The organism is Brucella haematophila (assembly GCF_005938105.1).
Taxonomy (GTDB): Bacteria; Pseudomonadota; Alphaproteobacteria; order Rhizobiales; family Rhizobiaceae; genus Brucella; species Brucella haematophila.
Window position 1 is genome coordinate 81,591 of sequence record NZ_VCPE01000006.1, and the last position, 17,688, is coordinate 99,278.

Below are 17,688 nucleotides of genomic sequence, written 5' to 3' on the forward strand. Positions count from 1 at the left end.
TTCTCTCCCCAAGACCTGTTTTAGCCGATCCTGATGACCGTATCGGAAGTGAACGCATATTGCGGAATGTGCATGTTTTCCGGTGCCGGGCCGCTGCGGATACGACCCGCAGTGTCATAGGTCGAGCCATGGCATGGGCAGAACCAGCCGCCGAATGCGCCGGATTCACCAAGCGGCACGCAACCCAGATGGGTGCAAACGCCGATCATGATGAGCCAGTTTTCCTTGCCTTCACCTGCCGAGCGGGCAACGTCGGTCGCCTGTGCGTCGGATGGAAGGTTGGCATTGCGGGCGACCGGATCCTTGAGATCACCGAGAGCCGCGCTCTTGCCTTCTTCCACTTCCTTGGCGGAACGGTTGCGGATGAATACCGGCTTGCCGCGCCATTTGACGGTCAGGGACGCGCCTTCTGCGAGAGAAGAAACGTCGACTTCGATGGAAGCGGCTGCGAGTGTCGAAGCGTCTGGACGCATCTGGTCGATAAACGGCCATGCCAGTCCGCCAACACCGACCACACCGGCCATTCCCGTCGCAATATAGAGAAAATCACGCCGTGTCGGCTCAGCCGTGTCGTGTGCGCTCACGTGCCAACTCCCTTTTAATCTGCATGTTCAATTGAACTCTCCCCTCGTCCGCTTTTGCACCTGCGCAAAAGTTATCCCGCAAGTGCTCGCAGGACGAAATTCCCTCCATCTCACTATCCGGTTTATGCGCGTAAAAAACGCTTGTCCAGACACCAAGCCCTTAGGACGGCACGATGTCGCAGGCGGATTTGCTTGATTAATTTGATGGATACACAGCAAAGCTGCGGCCAAGGCTAAAGACCGGCCCGGATGACCTGAAGTTTTCAGTTTTCGCCGTTCTCTGCGAGAAACCCGCCAGACTGGCGTGCCCAGAGGCCAGCATAGATACCGCCTTTGGCGATAAGTTCCTCATGCGTGCCCTCTTCGACGATCCGGCCCTGGTCCATGACCACCAGACGGTCGAGCGCGGCAATGGTCGACAGACGATGCGCAATCGCAATCACCGTCTTTCCTTCCATGAGTCGCTTCAGATTTTCCTGTATCGACGCTTCGACTTCCGAATCGAGCGCCGAGGTCGCCTCATCGAGAATCAGAATGGGCGCATCTTTCAAAACGGCGCGTGCAATGGCGATGCGCTGACGCTGCCCGCCCGACAGTTTCACGCCGCGTTCGCCCACAAAGGCATCGAACGACTTGCGACCCTGAAAATCTTCGAGATTGGCGATGAAGCCGTCAGCCTCTGCCTGCCGGGTAGCCTTCTGCAATTCCTCGTCGGTGGCATCGTCGCGGGCGAGCATGATATTATCGCGCAGCGAGCGATGTAAAAGCGCGGTTTCCTGACTGACGACCGCAAAGGCGTGGCGGAGCGAGGTCTGCGTGACGTCGCGTATATCCTGCCCATCCACCGCGATGGAGCCCTTTTCGACATCGTAGAGGCGCAGGATCAGGTTGACGAGCGTGGTCTTGCCTGCCCCGGAATGGCCGACCAGCCCCACGCGCTCGCCACCCCGTACCGTCAGATTGATGTTCTGGAGAACGCCCGCGCCCTTGCCGTAATGGAATGTCACGTCGCGCACATCGATGCGCGCATCGCGAACCACCAGCGGCTTTGCGCCCGGCCGGTCTTCAAGGCCGAGTGGTGCAGAGACGAGGCGCATCGAATTTTCGATCAGACCCAACTGGCGCAGCATACCGTTGAGCTGCATCATGAGGCGTCCAAGCAGCATGTTGAGACGCAGCACGAGACCGAGCGTGAATGACACCTGACCAACGGTGATCGCGTCCTTCGTCCACAGATCGATGGCGATCGCCGCAACGCTCACGATCATCAGGCCGGACAAGGCCGTCAGCGACACACGCACACCGGTCAACGACCGCATGAAAGGCAGGATCGCCGCGAGATAGCGTTCGAAACCATCGCGCAGATAGCGCTCGTCATCATCTGCAGTGTTGAGCTTGATGGTTTGAATGTTGGAATAGCTGTCGACGATCCGCCCGTTGATCATAGAACCCGCTTCGGCGGAAGCTTCTGCATTCTTGCGGATTCGCGGCAGAAAGCGCCATGCGATGAAGCCGAAAGCGATAATCCAGATGATGACCGCAGCGGCCAGCCGCCAGTCGAGCCGACCGACCAGAAACAGCGTGGTGACGCTGTAGATCGTCATGAACCAGACGGACTGGATGAGACTTTCGATCAGATCGCCCGCCGCCTGCCCGGCCTGCCAGACCTTTGTGGCGATACGCCCCGCGAAATCATTCTGGAAAAAGGCATAGGACTGGCGCAGCACATAGGAATTCGCCTGCCAGCGGATCATGTTGTAGAAGCCGGGCGACATGGTCTGGTCTTCCAGCAAGGTCGTTGCCGCGGTGACGACCAGCCGGATCACCAGAACTGTGAAGCCCATGAAGAGAAGCTCAGGCCCGGCAGCCTCGATGAGCGCAGACCAGCTGCGTTCTATGGTGCCTCTGCCAGCCTGATCCAGAATATCGACCAGACGCCCGGTGAAATAGAACAGCGCTGCTTCCACCAGCGGCAGAAGCCCGCCTGCCGCAAGCGCTGCGGCAAGCGGCCATTTGGCCTGCCGCGCATAATGCCAGAGGAAAGCCATGGTGGTTGAAGGCGGTCTCAGATTGTCCGGTTCACGGAAGGGATCAACCCAACGTTCGAACAGGCTGTAGACCGCTTTCATCAATAGCGTTTTCCTTACTTGACCAGCGCATCCTCGGAATTGTCTTCGAAGCCGAGGAACCCGCCGGATTGACGTGCCCATAGACTTGCATAAATGCCGCCGAGCGCAACAAGTTCCTCATGCGTGCCGTCTTCGACGATCCGCCCTTTGTCCATGACGATCAGGCGATCAAGCGCGGCAATGGTGGACAGACGGTGTGCAATCGCAATAACCGTCTTGCCTTCCATCAGCGTATTGAGGCTGTCCTGAATGGCCGCTTCCACTTCCGAATCGAGCGCGGATGTCGCCTCGTCGAGAATGAGGATCGGCGCATCTTTCAGCATCACGCGCGCAATGGCGATACGCTGGCGCTGACCACCGGACAGCTTGACGCCGCGCTCGCCGACATGTGCGTCCAGTCCGCGCCGTCCCTTCGGATCGGTGAGGAGCGGAACGAACTGGTCTGCCTGCGCAAGACGGATCGCCTGCTGCAACATTTCCTCGGTCGCATCGGGCCTGCCATACATGATGTTTTCGCGGACAGTGCGGTGCAGAAGCGACGTGTCCTGCGTGACCATGCCGATATTGGCGCGCAGAGAGTCTTGCGACACTTTCGAAATGTCCTGCCCGTCGATCAGAATGCGACCCTTCTCCAGATCGTAGAAGCGCAGCAGCAGATTGACCAGCGTGGACTTGCCTGCACCGGAACGCCCGACAAGACCGACTTTCTGGCCCGGCGGTATCTTCAGCGTCAGGTTTTCCAGAACGCCTTTGCCCTTGCCGTAGTGGAACCCGACCTTGTCGAAATCCAGTTCACCCTTGGTCACATGCAGGGCCGGAGCATTGGGCACATCCACCACTTCATGTGCACGCGCAATCGTGGTGATACCATCTTCCACCGTGCCGATATTCTCGAACAGCGCCGACATTTCCCACATGATCCACTGCGACATGCCGTTGAGGCGCAGCACAAGGCCGATGCCGACGGCAACCGCGCCCACCGTGACAGCTTCCTGCATCCAGAGGCCGATACCGATTACACCAACAGCAAACAGCAGCAGGCAGTTCGACACGTAGAGCGTGAAGTGGAACATCGTCACGAGGCGCATCTGGCGATGCACCGTGCCGAGGAAACCATCAAGGCTTTCTCGCACATAGGATTCTTCGCGGCTCGAATGCGAGAATAGCTTGACGGTCGCAATATTGGTGTAGCTGTCGACGATGCGGCCCGTCATGGTCGAGCGCGCATCGGCCTGCTGTTCCGAAATCACCCGCAAGCGCGGAATGAAGAAGCGCAGCAGGAACATATAGACCACGAGCCAGACGAGGAACGGGATCATCAACCGCAGATCGGCGGAGGCCGCGATGAACAGCGTGCCCGCAAAATAGACGATGACATAGTTCAGAACGTCGAGCAGCTTCATCACCGTTTCGCGAACGGCAAGAGCGGTCTGCATCAGTTTGGTTGAAATGCGCCCGGCAAATTCGTCCTGGAAAAACGCCATCGACTGGCGGATCAGGTAACGGTGCATCAGCCAGCGCACGCGCATCGGATAATTGCCGAGCAGCGTCTGATGGATCACCAGCGAGTGCACCAGCACCACGCCCGGCAGGCCAACCAGAACGACACCGGCAATCAATGCCAGCCGCCAGCCTTCATTGCTCAGAAACGTCTCGCGCGACTGGTTGGAAAGCCAGTCCACAATATTGCCCATGAAGGCAAACAGCGACACTTCGATGATTGCAATCAGGGTGGTGAAAATCGCCATGCCGATAATCCACGGCCAAGCGCCGCGGGTATAATAAAGGCAAAACGCGACCAGACCGCGCGGAGGTTCCTGCGGCGGCTCTTCGGGATAGGCATTGAGTCGGTTTTCGAACCACTTAAACATGGCGCTCCTTTTAGGCGGGCCTTGTGCAATTGCCAAGCCATGGCCGGAACAAAACAGGAAACTTTTTTGCAATCCTACGGGATTAGTAAGAACTATCCGCAACGGGATGTTGACGCATGAACCGCACCCGATATGCAGTCTTGCGACGACGGGCATTTCGCGTTACCCGCTTCATATGGATCTGCGCGTCGCCCTTTACCAGCCCGACATTCCCGGCAACACGGGAACAATTCTGCGCATGGCTGCATGTCTCGGCTTTGCCGTAGACCTGATCGAGCCTGCGGGTTTCGACATTTCCGACCGCTCCCTGAAGCGTGCGGGCATGGATTATCTGGCACAGGCCGCGCTGACGCGACACGCCGACTGGAACCATTTCGAAGACTGGCGCAAACAAGCTGGACGCCGCATCGTACTGCTCTCCACCAAGGCTGCAATCCCCTATACCGACTACCGTTTTCAAGGGAATGACATTCTCCTGTTCGGGCGTGAATCCTCCGGTGTGCCGGATGCAGTCCACGACAGCGCCGATGCGCGCCTGCTGATCCCGATGGTTCCCGGCACCCGCTCCCTCAATCTTGCAGTTTCGGTCGCCATGACGGCAGGGGAAGCTTTGCGCCAGATGAGAAGCGAAAGTGATTCTTATTCAAAAGCATTTCCAGCAAAAGTGCGAAGCGGTTTTGCGTCGGATAATGCGTGAACTAACAAGACCATAGGCGTCTTGGCGGAATCAGTACTCGAATTGCCCTCAACATGCGTCGCGGATTGACCGGATCGCCGCGCATCGTCCCCCCATTTCCGGTTCGAAAGGCGCGCTTCATTCCATGAAACTGTCTGCCCGCACCGCCGTTCTTGCGGCATCCACCCTTTCGCTGCTGGCCGCTGCTCCGGCCTTTGCTCAGGAAGCCGCCAAGGGCGCCGAACGTCTGGCGCCCAAGGTCATGGTCATCACCATGTTTGGTGAGGAAGCCAAGCCATGGCTGGAAGGGGAAAACTTCACGCAGAAGATCAAGCTGCCCGGCTTAAGCCCTGAATATCCGGAAATCGACTGCACTGCTGCGGGCCTTTGCCATATGACGACGGCCATGGGTTTTGCCAATGCGGCAAGCTCCACGGCAGCCATGGCGCTCAGCGACAAGCTCGACCTCAGCCACACCTATTTTCTGATTGCGGGCATTGCGGGCGTCGATCCGCAGCACGGCACGCTCGGCTCGGCCCATTGGGCAAAATACGTCATCGACGCCAATCTCAGCCACCGCATCGATATCCGTGAGGCCCCGGAAGGCTGGAGCACGGACTTCTTTGGCCTTGGTGCGGCCAAGCCCGGCGAAAAGCCAAAATGGGCTGCGGGCACGGAAGTCTTTGAACTGAACGGCAAGCTGGCCGATTATGCGCTGGCCACCACGAAGGATGTCGCCCTTCTCGATGGCGACGACGCGAAAGCATATCGCAAGCACTACACACAGGAAGCTGCCATCGGGGCGCCAAAAGTCACCATTTGCGATACGGCGTCCGGTGACACCTACTGGCATGGTGCAAAGCTTGGTGAAGCGATGAGCGATTGGGCCAAGCTTCTGACCGACGGCAAGGCCGATTACTGCACCTCGCAGATGGAAGATAACGCCACGCTGACAGCGCTCAAGCGCGCTGCGGATGCGGGCAAGGTGGATTTCAACCGCATCGCCATCCTGCGCACGTCTTCCAATTTCGACCGGCAGGGCAAGGACCAGACCGCCATTGATTCCCTCGGCGCAAAGTCGGGCGGTTTCCCTCTGGCCACGACCAATGCTTACCGGGTCGGCAAGGCCTATGCCGACAGCATCATCGGCAAGTGGGACGCATGGGAAAAAGCACCGCAAACTGCTGCTGAATAAGGTCGTAACGGTATAACGACTCAAGATGAATGGCACCCAATACGGCCGATATTGGGTGCCTTTTATTGCGATCCAATTTGAATCCTGTTTCAAGCAGTTGGCGGCAGATGTTGAATCAGATCTTCAATCTGCCGTTGGCAGCCGACGCATGGTGAATTCGATCACATCGTCGGGGCGCTCGCACCAGCTTTCAATCTCGGTCCAGTAGGCGGATTTGGGAAATGTGTCGAACCATTCCCGCGCTTTTTCGCGTGCTGCCTGACGCGGCAGGGTGAATGTTTCGCGGATGAAACCGTCGCGCGGCAACCGGCTTTTCTTGGCGCTGTTTTGAGCGCGGCTCTTCTCAAGCTGCTTGCGCAAGCCTTCGAGCGGAGGACGGGGCGGTGCTGCTGTCATGCGATTGCCTCCCGGCTGGCTGGAAACACGCGCATCCAGCCCCTTGATCACAAAAGATAGGGTAGCGGTTTTGCAAAGACGAGTCTTTTCTTGGGGAGAGCGATTTCACCAAACTGTCGAAGCCGGTCTTCGCCCTATGCGCGCGGGGCGGAACTTGCTAAGCCAGCAGATATAGCAAAGCCTATTTCACCTTGCCATTTAACCTTGGCTGCACGCTTTTATCCGGCAGATTGCGCCGAGAGGAAACAACCAATGCAACGCGACGAAATTCCCGCTATCATCCCCCACGATATCGAGGAAAAGAAGCAGGCGGCGCAACGCTGGTTCGAGGAACTGCGCGACCGCATCTGCTCAAGCTTCGAGCAGCTTGAAGACGAGCTGCAAGGCCCCCTGTCCGACCGCGATCCGGGCCGCTTCGTGCGCACGCCCTGGCTGAAGGAAGAAGGCAAAGGCGGCGGCGGTGTCATGTCGATCATGCACGGGCGCGTTTTCGAGAAGGTCGGCGTTCACGTCTCCACCGTCTATGGCGAATTCTCGCCGGAATTCCGCAAGCAGATACCCGGCGCGGAAGAAGATCCGCGTTATTGGGCAAGCGGAATTTCGCTGATCGCGCATCCGCAAAACCCGAATGTGCCAGCCGTGCATATGAACACGCGCATGGTCGTGACGAGCCGCCAGTGGTTCGGCGGTGGCGCCGACCTGACACCGGTTCTGGATCGCCGGCGCACACAGGAAGATGCCGACACGCTCGCCTTTCACAAGGCTTTCCGCTTCATCTGCGAAAAGCACAAGAATGTTGTCGACTATCAGCGCGTGAAGGACTGGTGCGACGAGTATTTCTTCCTGCCGCATCGCAATGAACCGCGCGGCACCGGTGGCATCTTCTATGACTGGCTGCATTCATCGGATGAGAATGGCGGCTGGGATGCCGATTTCGCCTATACGCGCGATGTGGGGCGCGGTTTTTCCGTCGTCTATCCGCATCTGGTGCGCCAGAACTTCAATCAGGACTGGACGCAGGCCGACCGCGACGAACAGCTCGTGCGCCGTGGCCGCTATGTCGAGTTCAACCTGCTCTATGATCGCGGCACCATCTTCGGCCTGAAGACCGGCGGCAATGTGAACTCCATTCTGTCGTCCATGCCACCCGTGGTGAAATGGCCGTAAAGCATTTCCAGCAGAATTGCGAAAAAGAAAGGGCCGGATAACCGGCCCTTTTTTATACGCCAAAGGCGGGGTGATGTGTGATGTCGCCTTGCGGCATGTCCGGCCCGAAAGCCAGACACTGGACATATTCCGCAGTTATACCCGGCATTCTCAGCCGCGGATCGGCTTTGAAGCCGAACCGTCCGTAATAACCGGGATCGCCCACTAGAACACAGCCTTTCGCGCCGTCAGCCTGCAATAGAGCAAGACCTTCACGGACGAGTGCTCCACCGATCCCCTCGCCTTGCCTTTCGGGCTGAACCGAGATGGGACCAAGCGCATACCAACCCTTGTCCTCCCCGCCGATCTGAACCGGCGAAAAGGCCACATGACCGAGAACCGTGTCCCCGTCCACGGCAACCAGCGACAAGGTGAGCGCCGAGGCTGCACGAAGTGCGTCGACGATCTCCCCTTCCCTCTGGTTACTATAGGGAACCGTGCTGAATGCTTCATCCGTCAGATGACGGATTGCAGCGATATCATCGGGCTTTTCCTTGCGAAGATGCATGACGCCCTCCCTCAACGGTTATTGAGCTGAGCGCGAACATTTTCGCGCCCTTTGAGCGAAATCCGATAGGGACTGCCTGATCGGGATTCGATCAGCCGTTTGCGCCGCAATTGCTGGAACACAGCCATTGTACAATCGGCGAGCAGGTAACCCTCGCGGGTATAGCATTCGATTTCGCAGACGCGTCCGTCTTCGCGCAAATGGCGGATAAGGCCGCCTTGCGCCAGCACGTGCAACACGCGCTGTTCAATACGTGAGATATTCATTGTTGTTCATGCCTGGATGGAAACCATGACAAGCATCAGCACTCGCGGACAGCGCACAGCTATCCACGGCCAATGCCGTTCCCGTCCCTGAACAACTGCCCGATCAGACGCGCTCAGCGTCCGTCATCACAGTTCTTGTTCGGAACGATTAAAGGCTTCCAACAATCTCCAGCATCAACAATTCCTCTTTCAGAGGTGGGAAGGTCTGAGGGCCGTTTGGCCCTCTCACCTGCATGTAAGATCGCACATGGCGAAAGTCAAACCGGCATCAGGCCTTTGGCTGATTGCGGAGCTTCTCGGCTTCTGCGTAGAACTTCTTTTCCCACTCATTGTGGTTGTCCAGCCCTTCCTTGATGAAGGGCGTGAAGATCGCGAGGTTCATCAGGCACCAGTTGACGAAACGGGCCGGGAATTTCAGCGGCTTCACAAAGTCGACAAACAGAACCACGCGCGTCTTGTCGCTGTGGTTCCATGCCTCATGCTCATAGGCGTCGTCGAAGATCAGAACCTTGCCTTCATGCCAATGGCAGACCTGCTTGTCCACGCGAATGGCCAGCTTTTCATTCGGCTCCGGCACGATGAGGCCGAGATGCAGCCGCAGCACGCCATTATAAGGGCCGCGATGCGGCGGCAGATGCTTGCCCGGTTCGAAGATCGAGAACATTGCCGTGGTCAGGCCCGGAATCTTGTTCACGATGCGCCAGGTTTCCGGGCAGGTCTTGATATTCTGCTCCGACTTCACGCCGAAGCCGAGCAGGAAGAATGTCTTCCAGCGATTATCGGTGGAAATCGTCTTCACATCGGTCGAAATATCCTGAAAGGACGGCAGCTCGCTCTGGCGCAGCAGGATCGTGTCCAGCTCCTTGCGAATGGCGGGCCATTCCTTTTCAATTTCTGCCGCCCACGGGAAGGTCGCATTGTCATAAACAGGCGGATTGCCGAGCTTGGCATATTTCAGATTAAGGCTTTCCGCCCAGGAGACGATCCCCATGAAAAACCGGGTGATTTTGCTCGGGCGGTCCATTGCGGCCAGACCTTCAGTGCCCAATTTCTGTTTCGGATCAGAGGCTGCCTTATCTTGGATCGATGTATCGGGATTGGACATTTCATGCTCTTTCAAATCGGCGCTGAAAAGATTCCCAGCCATAAACTGATGAAACTACGGCTGAATTTTGCACACAAGCGGTCAGCTGTTCATTTTATCGCGATCAAGTTTCTCCAGAAGCGTGGCCCGGTCAAGGCTAAAACCGGAGTCGATCCAGAAAGTTTCTAGCGACCGCAGCGCCACACCCAGACCCGGACCTTTTTCCACGCCGAGCGCCAGAAGATCACCGCCCGTCACGGGAAAGACGGGGGCTTCATAATGTTCCGCTGTTTCGAGCAAACGCGAAAAGCCGCCAGCGCGGATCATCGCGTCATCGCTGCCAGCCGCATCGGCACGCGCCGCCGCATAGGCAAGCTTGATCCGGTCCAACACCGCCTGTTTGCTGCCACGATAAATGACTTTCTTCAAGGCCTGTTCGGACAGCTCCGGCTTCACCGCATCCGCCCGCGACCAGGCCTCCAGCCGCGCCCGCTCGGCATTGGACATTTTCAGGCGCTTGCCCATTTCTTCCATACGCACCGCATCGGGCGGCACGATGCTCTCAAGCCGCAGCAGCGGATCGGGCGACCAGCCAAGATCGCCTTCCGAACGCACCAGGCCATGAATGGCGTCGATGCCCCATTTTTCGCTTTCAGGCAGGACGAGGTTCAACACACCGCCCTGTCGCATCCACAAAAGGGCGCGCGACGGATCAGGAGCGGACAGCAGCTTCTTCAATTCCGACCACACGCGTTCGGCGGATAGCTGCTCGATCCCATCCTTCAGCCTTGCGCTGGCGCGCAGGCCTTCGGCTTCCGGACGCCCGGAGCCATACCACGCGAAGAAGCGGAAAAAGCGCAGGATCCGCAGGTAGTCCTCGCGGATGCGCTGTTCGGCGTCGCCGATGAAACGCAGTGTCCGGGTTTCAATATCGGCCAGCCCGCCGACATGATCGATGATCGTGCCATCCGCCGTCGCATAGAGCGCATTGATGGTGAAATCGCGCCGCTCGGCATCGGTTTTCCAGTCGGTTCCAAAGGCAACCTTGGCATGGCGGCCATCGGTCTCGACATCCTTGCGCAAGGTCGTCACTTCATAGGCATGCCCCTGCACGACAACGGTGATCGTGCCGTGTTCGATACCGGTCGGGACAGGCTTGAACCCTGCTTCCTCGGCCAATCGAACCGTTTCCTGCGGCACATGCGTGGTGGCAAGATCGACGTCGCTGACAGCAGTGCCCAGCAATGTGTTGCGCACCGCACCGCCGACCACGCGCGCTTCCCCGCCATCACGGTTCAAGGCCTTGAACAGCGCCTGCAGAGACTTCGACTTCAACCAGCTCGCCGTGTCGGAAATGTTCACATTGTCGCTCAAACGTAGAGCCTTTCATAAAGTCCGCGAATGATTCCGGCGGTAATCCCCCAGATGAATCGCTCGTGATAGGGCATGGCGTAGTAAAATCGTTCCTTGCCATTGAGCACCCTGCTTTCGCGCCGGTGATTGGCCGGATTCATCAGGAAAGACAATGGCACCTCGAAAATATCGGCCACCTCATCCGGGTTCGGATGCAGGTCGAACGGTGTCTTGACTACAGCCAGAACCGGCGTGATCGAAAAGCCGCTGCCGGTCAGATAGCGCGGCAGATTGCCGATAATTTCGGCGCGCTCGGCGGCGAGACCGATTTCCTCATTGGCCTCGCGAAGCGCTGCATGTTCCGCCGTGCCGTCGCCCGGATCGATAGCCCCGCCCGGAAACGCGATCTGGCCCGAATGTTTTCGCAACGTATCGGTGCGCTGGGTGAGAAGCACCGTCGCATCAGGACCGCGATCCACCACAGGCACCAGCACAGCCGCGTCGCGCATCTGTGACGTCACCATGGCTTGCGTGAAGTCAGGATTGAGCGAATGGTCGCCGGTAATCTCGCTGTGATCCGGCTGCCAGTCGCGAACGCGATTGGCAAAATCACCGGCGGAAAAAGCCGAAAGGGATTTCAGGCCACGTTCCATCAGTACACCATCATTTCTGGGCTGCTTCCAGCGCATCCGCTGGCATGATCGGGAAGACGGCGCCGCCGGACCGCACGGCAAACATCGTCACGCCGTCGATCTCGATTTCCTCGCCAAGCCCGACCAGATCATACATCACAGAGCGCGTCACCAGCGCCTCCAGACGCCCGCGAACAAGCACATAGGGTTTCAATCCGTCACTTTCCACTTCAACGACGAACCGCAACGGATGCTCCGCATCGACTTCCACCACATCACCAACATTGGTGCGGAAGGTCAGCGTCTGTGCCGCGCCCTCACCGGAAACCTGCATTTCAACGGCAATGAAAGGCGCATCTTCAACCCGGATGCCGACTTTTTCGACGGGTGTGACGAGATAGGTCTTGCCGTCCTCGTCCTTGCGCAACACAGTGGAAAACAGGCGCACCAGCTGTTTGCGACCAATCGGCGTCCCCATATAGAACCAGGTGCCGTCGGCCCTGATCTCCATGTCGAGGTCGCCGCAGAAATCGGGATTCCACCGTTCGACGGGCGGAATGCCGCGCTCTTTCGTAGACGGCCCGCTTTGCGCATCGGCATGAGCGCGCGCGATCAGGGCTTCCAGACCGCCCGTCGTCCCGGCATTTTGCATCGAACTTTGTGACGCAAGTTTTCCCGCATCTTTGTCGTTTGGGGTGCTCTTTGTCATCCGACTCGGTTATTCCTGTTCGAATGTGCTTAATATGATGGAAGTCATGAAATAGTCACCGTTTCGCGGCTTGTCAGCATTATATGCGATTTATAAGGCACGTCCGCCAGAGCGGTCACATATTGCGAGGTACCATGAGCGTCGTCATCACGCCTGAAACCGCCAACTCCGAGCAGATTGTTGCGGAAGCCGAACGGGCGCTCGCAGATATTGCCCGCATCAAGGAGGGCGTCGGCACAGTCATTTTCGGACAAGAAAGTGTGATCGAGCGCACGCTCGTCGCCATTCTGGCAGGCGGCCATGCGCTGCTGGTCGGCGTGCCCGGCCTTGCCAAGACCAAGTTGGTGGAAACGCTGGGCGTGGTGCTCGGCCTCTCCGGCCAGCGCATCCAGTTCACGCCTGATCTGATGCCTTCCGACATCATCGGCTCCGAAGTCATGGAGCAGGACGCCGACGGTCGCCGCTCGTTCCGCTATCTCAAGGGGCCGATTTTCGCACAGCTTCTGATGGCCGACGAAATCAACCGCGCCAGCCCGCGCACCCAGTCCGCACTGTTGCAGGCCATGCAGGAATATCATGTCACAGTCGCTGGCCAGCGTTACGATTTGCCCGCGCCATTCCACGTTCTCGCAACGCAGAACCCGCTGGAACAGGAAGGCACCTATCCACTGCCGGAAGCCCAGCTCGACCGTTTCCTGATGCAGATCGATATTCTCTATCCGGAACTCGACGCCGAGCGCCGTATTCTTCTCGAAACCACAGGCGTCGCCGAGGCGAAGCCTTATGAGATTCTCGATGCTGAACGTCTGAAGCAGATGCAGACACTGGTGCGCCGTATGCCGGTTTCGGAAAGCGTCGTCGAAGCGATCCTGAAGCTGGTACGCTCCGCGCGCCCCGATGCCGACAATGATCATGCCAGGCAGCATATCGCCTGGGGCCCCGGTCCCCGCGCCAGTCAGGCGCTGATGCTCTGCGCCCGCGCCCGTGCGCTTTATGATGGCCGCCTCGCCCCTTCGGTGGACGATGTGAAGGCGCTGGCCGAACCGGTGCTGCAACATCGCATGGCGCTCAATTTCGCCGCCCGCGCCGATGGCATGCACATCCGCGATGTCATCGCCAATCTGGTAAAGGCTGCTGTCTGATGGTCATCGGCACGCAAGTTTCCACCGCAGATCGCAAGGATACGCTGGCTCGCGCACGTGCGCGGGCAGCGGCGATCCCTGATCTGCTGGTTGAAGCCCAGCGTGTCGTCAATACTGTCATGAATGGCTGGCACGGACGGCGCAAGCGCGGCCCCGGCGAGAATTTCTGGCAGTTCCGCCCCTATGTGCAGGGCGAGCAGCTTTCGCGCATCGACTGGCGGCGTTCTGCCCGCGACGATCATACCTATGTTCGCGACCGCGAATGGGAATCGGCCCATACCGTGTGGCTGTGGTGCGATTTCTCGCCCTCCATGCTCTACCGCTCGCAAATGTCGCCTGTTTCCAAGGAAGCCCGCGCGCTGGTGCTGACGCTGGCGCTGGCGGAAATCCTGTCGCGCTCCGGCGAGCGCATCGCCTTTCCGGCACTGATCCCGCCCTTTGCCGCCCGCAATGGCGCGGAGCGTCTTGCAGGTGCCCTCATGCATGACGCGCCTGAAAGCGCATTGCCGGATATCACCCAGATCCGCCGTTTTTCGGAAGTCGTGCTTGTCTCCGATTTTCTGCACCCGTTCGATGAGCTGACAGAACTTCTCGACCGGCTTGCGCAGCGTGGTGTGCGTGCGCATCTGGTCGAAGTTGCCGATCCCGCAGAAGAAACCTTCCCTTATTCCGGCCGCACCGAATTTCGCGATCCCGAGACGGGCGCAACGCTGGTTGCCGGTCGCGCCGAAACCTATGCCGAGGATTATCGCCGTCTTTACACGGCCCGGCGCGAAACCCTGTCGGACTTCTGCAAGCGGCTCGGCTGGAGCTATTCCGTGCATCGCACCGACCGCCCGGCGGCGGAAGCGCTGGCGCGCCTGCATAATGCACTAAGTGCAACCGGGGCATTGGGCGCAACGGGGGCCAGCGCATGAATTTTCTGCCGCTTGCCTTTGGTTCGCCGCTGATCCTCGCCGGTCTGGTCGCCCTGCCGGTGATCTGGTGGCTGCTGCGCATGACGCCGCCGCGCCCGCAGGAAGAAACCTTTCCGCCGCTGCGCATTCTGGCGCAGGTTTTCAAACGCGAAGAAGTGCCCTCGAAAAGCCCGTGGTGGATGACGCTTCTGCGTCTGCTAATCGCCGCACTCGTGATCATGGCGCTGGCAGCGCCGATCTGGAACCCGCGTCCTGTCGCGCTGACCGGTCAGGAGCCACTGGCCATTGTGGTGGATAATGGCTGGGCCGCTGCCGAAGACTGGCAGCAACGCGTCAACGCCGCCGAAAAGCTGATCGATGACGCCGAAGGGTCCAACGCGCAGATTTACATACTTGGCACCGCCGAACCCGCCAATGCGGAAATCGGCCCCTATGACGGCACCCGCGCAACGGAACGGCTACAAGCCATGCAGCCGCGCCCGATCCCTGTCGACCGCAAGGCGACGATGGAGCGACTGGCTTCCGCCTTGTCGGATGGTGTCAAAATTCGCCTTGCCTTCATGAATGACGGGCTGGCGTCCCCCGCCGACGAAGAGACCTTTGCCGCATTGGACAAGACCGGCCATCTGGCAAATGTTCTCTGGTATGGTGCCAATCTTGACCGCACCCTTGCGCTGATCGGGGTGGATAACAAGGCCGACAGCCTCGAAGCCACCGCGATCCGCCCGGAAGGCGTGACCATGCCGCGCAGCCTGACGGCGGCAGCCTATGACGACAAGGGACGCCGCATCGCCGAAGCGCCACTGTCCTTTGCACTGGGTAGCCCCGAAGGCACGGCGCGTTTCAATCTGCCGGTCGAGCTGCGCAACGATTTCCGCCTGATCCGCATCGACGGTGTAGAACAGGCGGGTGCAACGCATCTGATCGATGCCGGGTCCGAGCGGCGCACCATTGGCCTGATTGCCAGCGGCGACGGCGATCTGGCGCAGCCGCTTCTGTCACCGCTGCATTACATCAAGCGCGCCCTGACGCCTTACGCCAATCTGATCGAACCGCGTTCCGCGGATCTGCTTCAGTCGGTCCCGGAACTGCTGGACGCCAAGCCGTCCATTCTCATCATGGCCGATATCGGCAACTTGCCGCCACCTGTCGCAGAGCGGATTTCCGCATGGGTGGAAGAAGGCGGCACGCTGGTCCGCTTTGCCGGTCCGCGTCTGGCGGGCGCGAGCGACAATGATCCGCTGCTTCCGGTAAGGTTGCGCAAGGGCGAGCGTGCGCTTGGCGGCACCTTGTCCTGGTCTGAACCGCAAAAGCTGCGCGCATTCCCGGAAAAGGGTCCTTTTGCCGGACTGCCGATCCCGGACGATGTCAACGTCAACCGTCAGGTGCTGGCCGAACCGTCTTTCGATCTCAACGACAAGGCCTATGCCATCCTTCAGGACGGCACTCCATTGGTCACGGGTCAGCAGCGTGGTCGCGGCAATATCGTGCTGTTCCATATTTCACCAGACGCCACATGGTCGAGTCTGCCGATTTCCGGCTCCTTCGTGGAAATGCTGCGGCGCATCGTGTCGCTGTCGCAGCGCACCGGCGCGCAGGACAATCAGGATGCCGTTTCGCTGCCGCCGTTCCAGCTGCTTTCAGCCGCCGGCGCGCTGACGCCGCCGACCTCGGAGGCCAAGCCGCTGATCGTCGAGCGCAACAGAGCGGCCAGTGTCAGCATCAACACGCCGCCCGGTTTCTACGGCAATGAGGACGGTTTGAAAGCACTCAACATTTTCGCCGACAGCAACACCAAGCTGGAGCCGATCCGCCAGCCGACCCTCTCAGTCGGCGTCACGCCCGTCTCCTATACGGCAGATCAATCAATATCGCTGGCTGGGCCGTTCTTTGCCGCTGCCGCCATGCTTCTGGCGCTCGATTCCCTGCTGATGCTCTGGCTACGCGGCGCGTTCCGCCGCCGCATGAAGGTACGCGCCAAAACGGCTGCCATCGCCGTTCTTCTCGCAGGCGGCGCACTGTTCGCCCCCCTATCAGTCAGTGCTGACCGCGCCTTTGCGCAAGCACCATCGCCGCAGCCGCCTAAAATTTATGACGACAGCAAGCCCGGCGATGAAGCGATCATTGGCTCGGTTTCGCAGACCCATCTTGCCTATATCATCACCGGCAGTGCCGAGACCGACAATATCAGCAAGGCCGGTCTGAAAGGGCTGACCTTTGCGCTGACCGACAAGACGGCGCTGGAACCGGGCGACCCGATCGGCGTTGACCCGTCCAAGGATGAGCTGGCCTTCTATCCGCTGATCTATTGGCCGATAGACCCGAATGCGCCGATGCCAAGCCCTGAAGCCATTGCCAAGGTGGACGCCTATATGCAGCAGGGCGGCACAGTGCTGTTCGACACGCGCGACCAGTTGCAGTCGGGCGCGAGCCTTGATCCATCGGTCTCGCCAGCCAATCAGCGCCTGCGCGCCATTCTCGACGACATGAATGTGCCGCCGCTTGAACCGGTGCCCGACGATCACGTCCTGACGAAGTCCTTCTTCATCATGCCGGATTTCCCGGGGCGCTATGAGGGAAGCCCGCTCTGGGTGGAAGCGACAGCACCCAATGCCTCGCCGCGTGACCGCCCGGTTAGAACCGGCGACGGTGTGACGCCGATCATGATCACCGCCAATGATCTGGCAGGCGCATGGGCCGTGGATGATCAGGGCAATCCCCTTCTCCCCACCGTGCCGAACGACCCGATGCAGCGCATCTATGCCATTCGTGGCGGCGTCAATATCGTGATGTACATGCTCACCGGCAATTACAAGTCCGATCAGGTCCATGTTCCGGCCCTGCTCGAACGGCTGGGGAATTAGAGCATGATGTTTTGCAACCATGTCATCGCCCAGTCCCGTTTCCCTTTTTCCCTCATCCTGAGGAGCCGTCAAAGACGGCGCATCATCCTGAGCTTGTCGAAGGATCGAAGGGTGGGGAAAAAACGCACGGCGCATCTGCCCTCGTCCTTCGAGGCT

General features: G+C 59.2%; 16 protein-coding genes. 6 read left to right on the forward strand and 10 right to left on the reverse strand.

What is annotated here, in order from left to right; genetic code table 11:
* Nucleotides 1-20 precede the first annotated feature (20 nt).
* The 3 genes from petA to FGI60_RS11320 form a co-directional block, all read right to left on the reverse strand.
* Nucleotides 21-584: a ubiquinol-cytochrome c reductase iron-sulfur subunit gene (petA, locus tag FGI60_RS11305; RefSeq protein WP_078338755.1), complete on the reverse strand. Its 564-nt coding sequence runs from the start codon at nt 582-584 to the stop codon at nt 21-23.
* A 263-nt stretch (nt 585-847) separates the two neighbouring features.
* Complete coding sequence (locus tag FGI60_RS11315) at nt 848-2,713, reverse strand: ABC transporter ATP-binding protein (RefSeq protein WP_138785261.1); 1,866 nt, start codon at nt 2,711-2,713, stop codon at nt 848-850.
* A 14-nt stretch (nt 2,714-2,727) separates the two neighbouring features.
* Nucleotides 2,728-4,584: an ABC transporter ATP-binding protein gene (locus FGI60_RS11320; RefSeq protein ID WP_138785262.1), complete on the reverse strand. Its 1,857-nt coding sequence runs from the start codon at nt 4,582-4,584 to the stop codon at nt 2,728-2,730.
* 175 nt (nt 4,585-4,759) lie between these two features.
* Between FGI60_RS11320 and FGI60_RS11325 the strand changes: the two genes are divergently transcribed.
* On the forward strand, nt 4,760-5,281 hold the full coding sequence (locus FGI60_RS11325; RefSeq protein ID WP_138785449.1) for a tRNA (cytidine(34)-2'-O)-methyltransferase: 522 nt from the start codon (nt 4,760-4,762) through the stop codon (nt 5,279-5,281).
* A 124-nt stretch (nt 5,282-5,405) separates the two neighbouring features.
* Nucleotides 5,406-6,455 carry a purine-nucleoside phosphorylase gene (locus FGI60_RS11330; RefSeq protein WP_138785263.1) on the forward strand — a complete coding sequence of 350 codons (1,050 nt, stop codon included), beginning with the start codon at nt 5,406-5,408 and terminating at the stop codon, nt 6,453-6,455.
* Between the two features lie 123 nt (nt 6,456-6,578).
* On the opposite strand, the gene FGI60_RS11335 is transcribed toward FGI60_RS11330, so the two are convergent.
* Nucleotides 6,579-6,851 (reverse strand): hypothetical protein, encoded by a 273-nt coding sequence (locus tag FGI60_RS11335; protein ID WP_078338758.1) that lies wholly within the window; start codon nt 6,849-6,851, stop codon nt 6,579-6,581.
* A gap of 252 nt (nt 6,852-7,103) precedes the next feature.
* Here FGI60_RS11335 and hemF point away from each other — a divergent pair, with 252 nt between their 5' ends.
* Nucleotides 7,104-8,018: an oxygen-dependent coproporphyrinogen oxidase gene (gene hemF / locus FGI60_RS11340; protein ID WP_138785264.1), complete on the forward strand. Its 915-nt coding sequence runs from the start codon at nt 7,104-7,106 to the stop codon at nt 8,016-8,018.
* A gap of 52 nt (nt 8,019-8,070) precedes the next feature.
* Here the strand turns inward: hemF and FGI60_RS11345 are convergent, their stop codons facing one another.
* From FGI60_RS11345 to FGI60_RS11370, 6 genes are all read right to left on the reverse strand, one after another.
* A complete protein-coding gene (locus FGI60_RS11345) occupies nt 8,071-8,565 on the reverse strand; it encodes a GNAT family N-acetyltransferase (protein ID WP_138785265.1) in 495 nt (164 codons plus the stop codon).
* 11 nt (nt 8,566-8,576) lie between these two features.
* Nucleotides 8,577-8,831, reverse strand: a complete 255-nt coding sequence (locus FGI60_RS11350) for a YjhX family toxin (protein ID WP_078338761.1) — start codon at nt 8,829-8,831, stop codon at nt 8,577-8,579.
* A gap of 268 nt (nt 8,832-9,099) precedes the next feature.
* The gene (locus FGI60_RS11355; protein ID WP_138785266.1) at nt 9,100-9,936 is read right to left on the reverse strand and encodes an aspartyl/asparaginyl beta-hydroxylase domain-containing protein; all 837 of its coding nucleotides are present in this window, start codon (nt 9,934-9,936) and stop codon (nt 9,100-9,102) included.
* Nucleotides 9,937-10,017: 81 nt separating this feature from the next.
* Complete coding sequence (locus tag FGI60_RS11360; RefSeq protein WP_138785267.1) at nt 10,018-11,289, reverse strand: CCA tRNA nucleotidyltransferase; 1,272 nt, start codon at nt 11,287-11,289, stop codon at nt 10,018-10,020.
* Nucleotides 11,286-11,921, reverse strand: coding sequence for a CoA pyrophosphatase (locus FGI60_RS11365; RefSeq protein WP_138785268.1), 636 nt, complete (start codon nt 11,919-11,921; stop codon nt 11,286-11,288). Before FGI60_RS11365 ends, FGI60_RS11360 begins: the two co-directional genes overlap by 4 nt.
* Before the next feature lie 10 nt (nt 11,922-11,931).
* Nucleotides 11,932-12,609: a DUF1285 domain-containing protein gene (locus FGI60_RS11370; protein WP_138785269.1), complete on the reverse strand. Its 678-nt coding sequence runs from the start codon at nt 12,607-12,609 to the stop codon at nt 11,932-11,934.
* Nucleotides 12,610-12,743: 134 nt separating this feature from the next.
* On the opposite strand from FGI60_RS11370, the gene FGI60_RS11375 reads away from it, so the two are divergent.
* From FGI60_RS11375 to FGI60_RS11385, 3 genes are read left to right on the forward strand one after another with little or no spacing between them, the layout of a single operon-like run.
* The gene (locus tag FGI60_RS11375) at nt 12,744-13,751 is read left to right on the forward strand and encodes an AAA family ATPase (RefSeq protein ID WP_138785270.1); all 1,008 of its coding nucleotides are present in this window, start codon (nt 12,744-12,746) and stop codon (nt 13,749-13,751) included.
* The gene (locus tag FGI60_RS11380) at nt 13,751-14,668 is read left to right on the forward strand and encodes a DUF58 domain-containing protein (RefSeq protein WP_138785271.1); all 918 of its coding nucleotides are present in this window, start codon (nt 13,751-13,753) and stop codon (nt 14,666-14,668) included. Before FGI60_RS11375 ends, FGI60_RS11380 begins: the two co-directional genes overlap by 1 nt.
* Nucleotides 14,665-17,532, forward strand: a complete 2,868-nt coding sequence (locus FGI60_RS11385) for a DUF4159 domain-containing protein (RefSeq protein ID WP_138785272.1) — start codon at nt 14,665-14,667, stop codon at nt 17,530-17,532. Before FGI60_RS11380 ends, FGI60_RS11385 begins: the two co-directional genes overlap by 4 nt.
* Nucleotides 17,533-17,688: the final 156 nt, after the last annotated feature.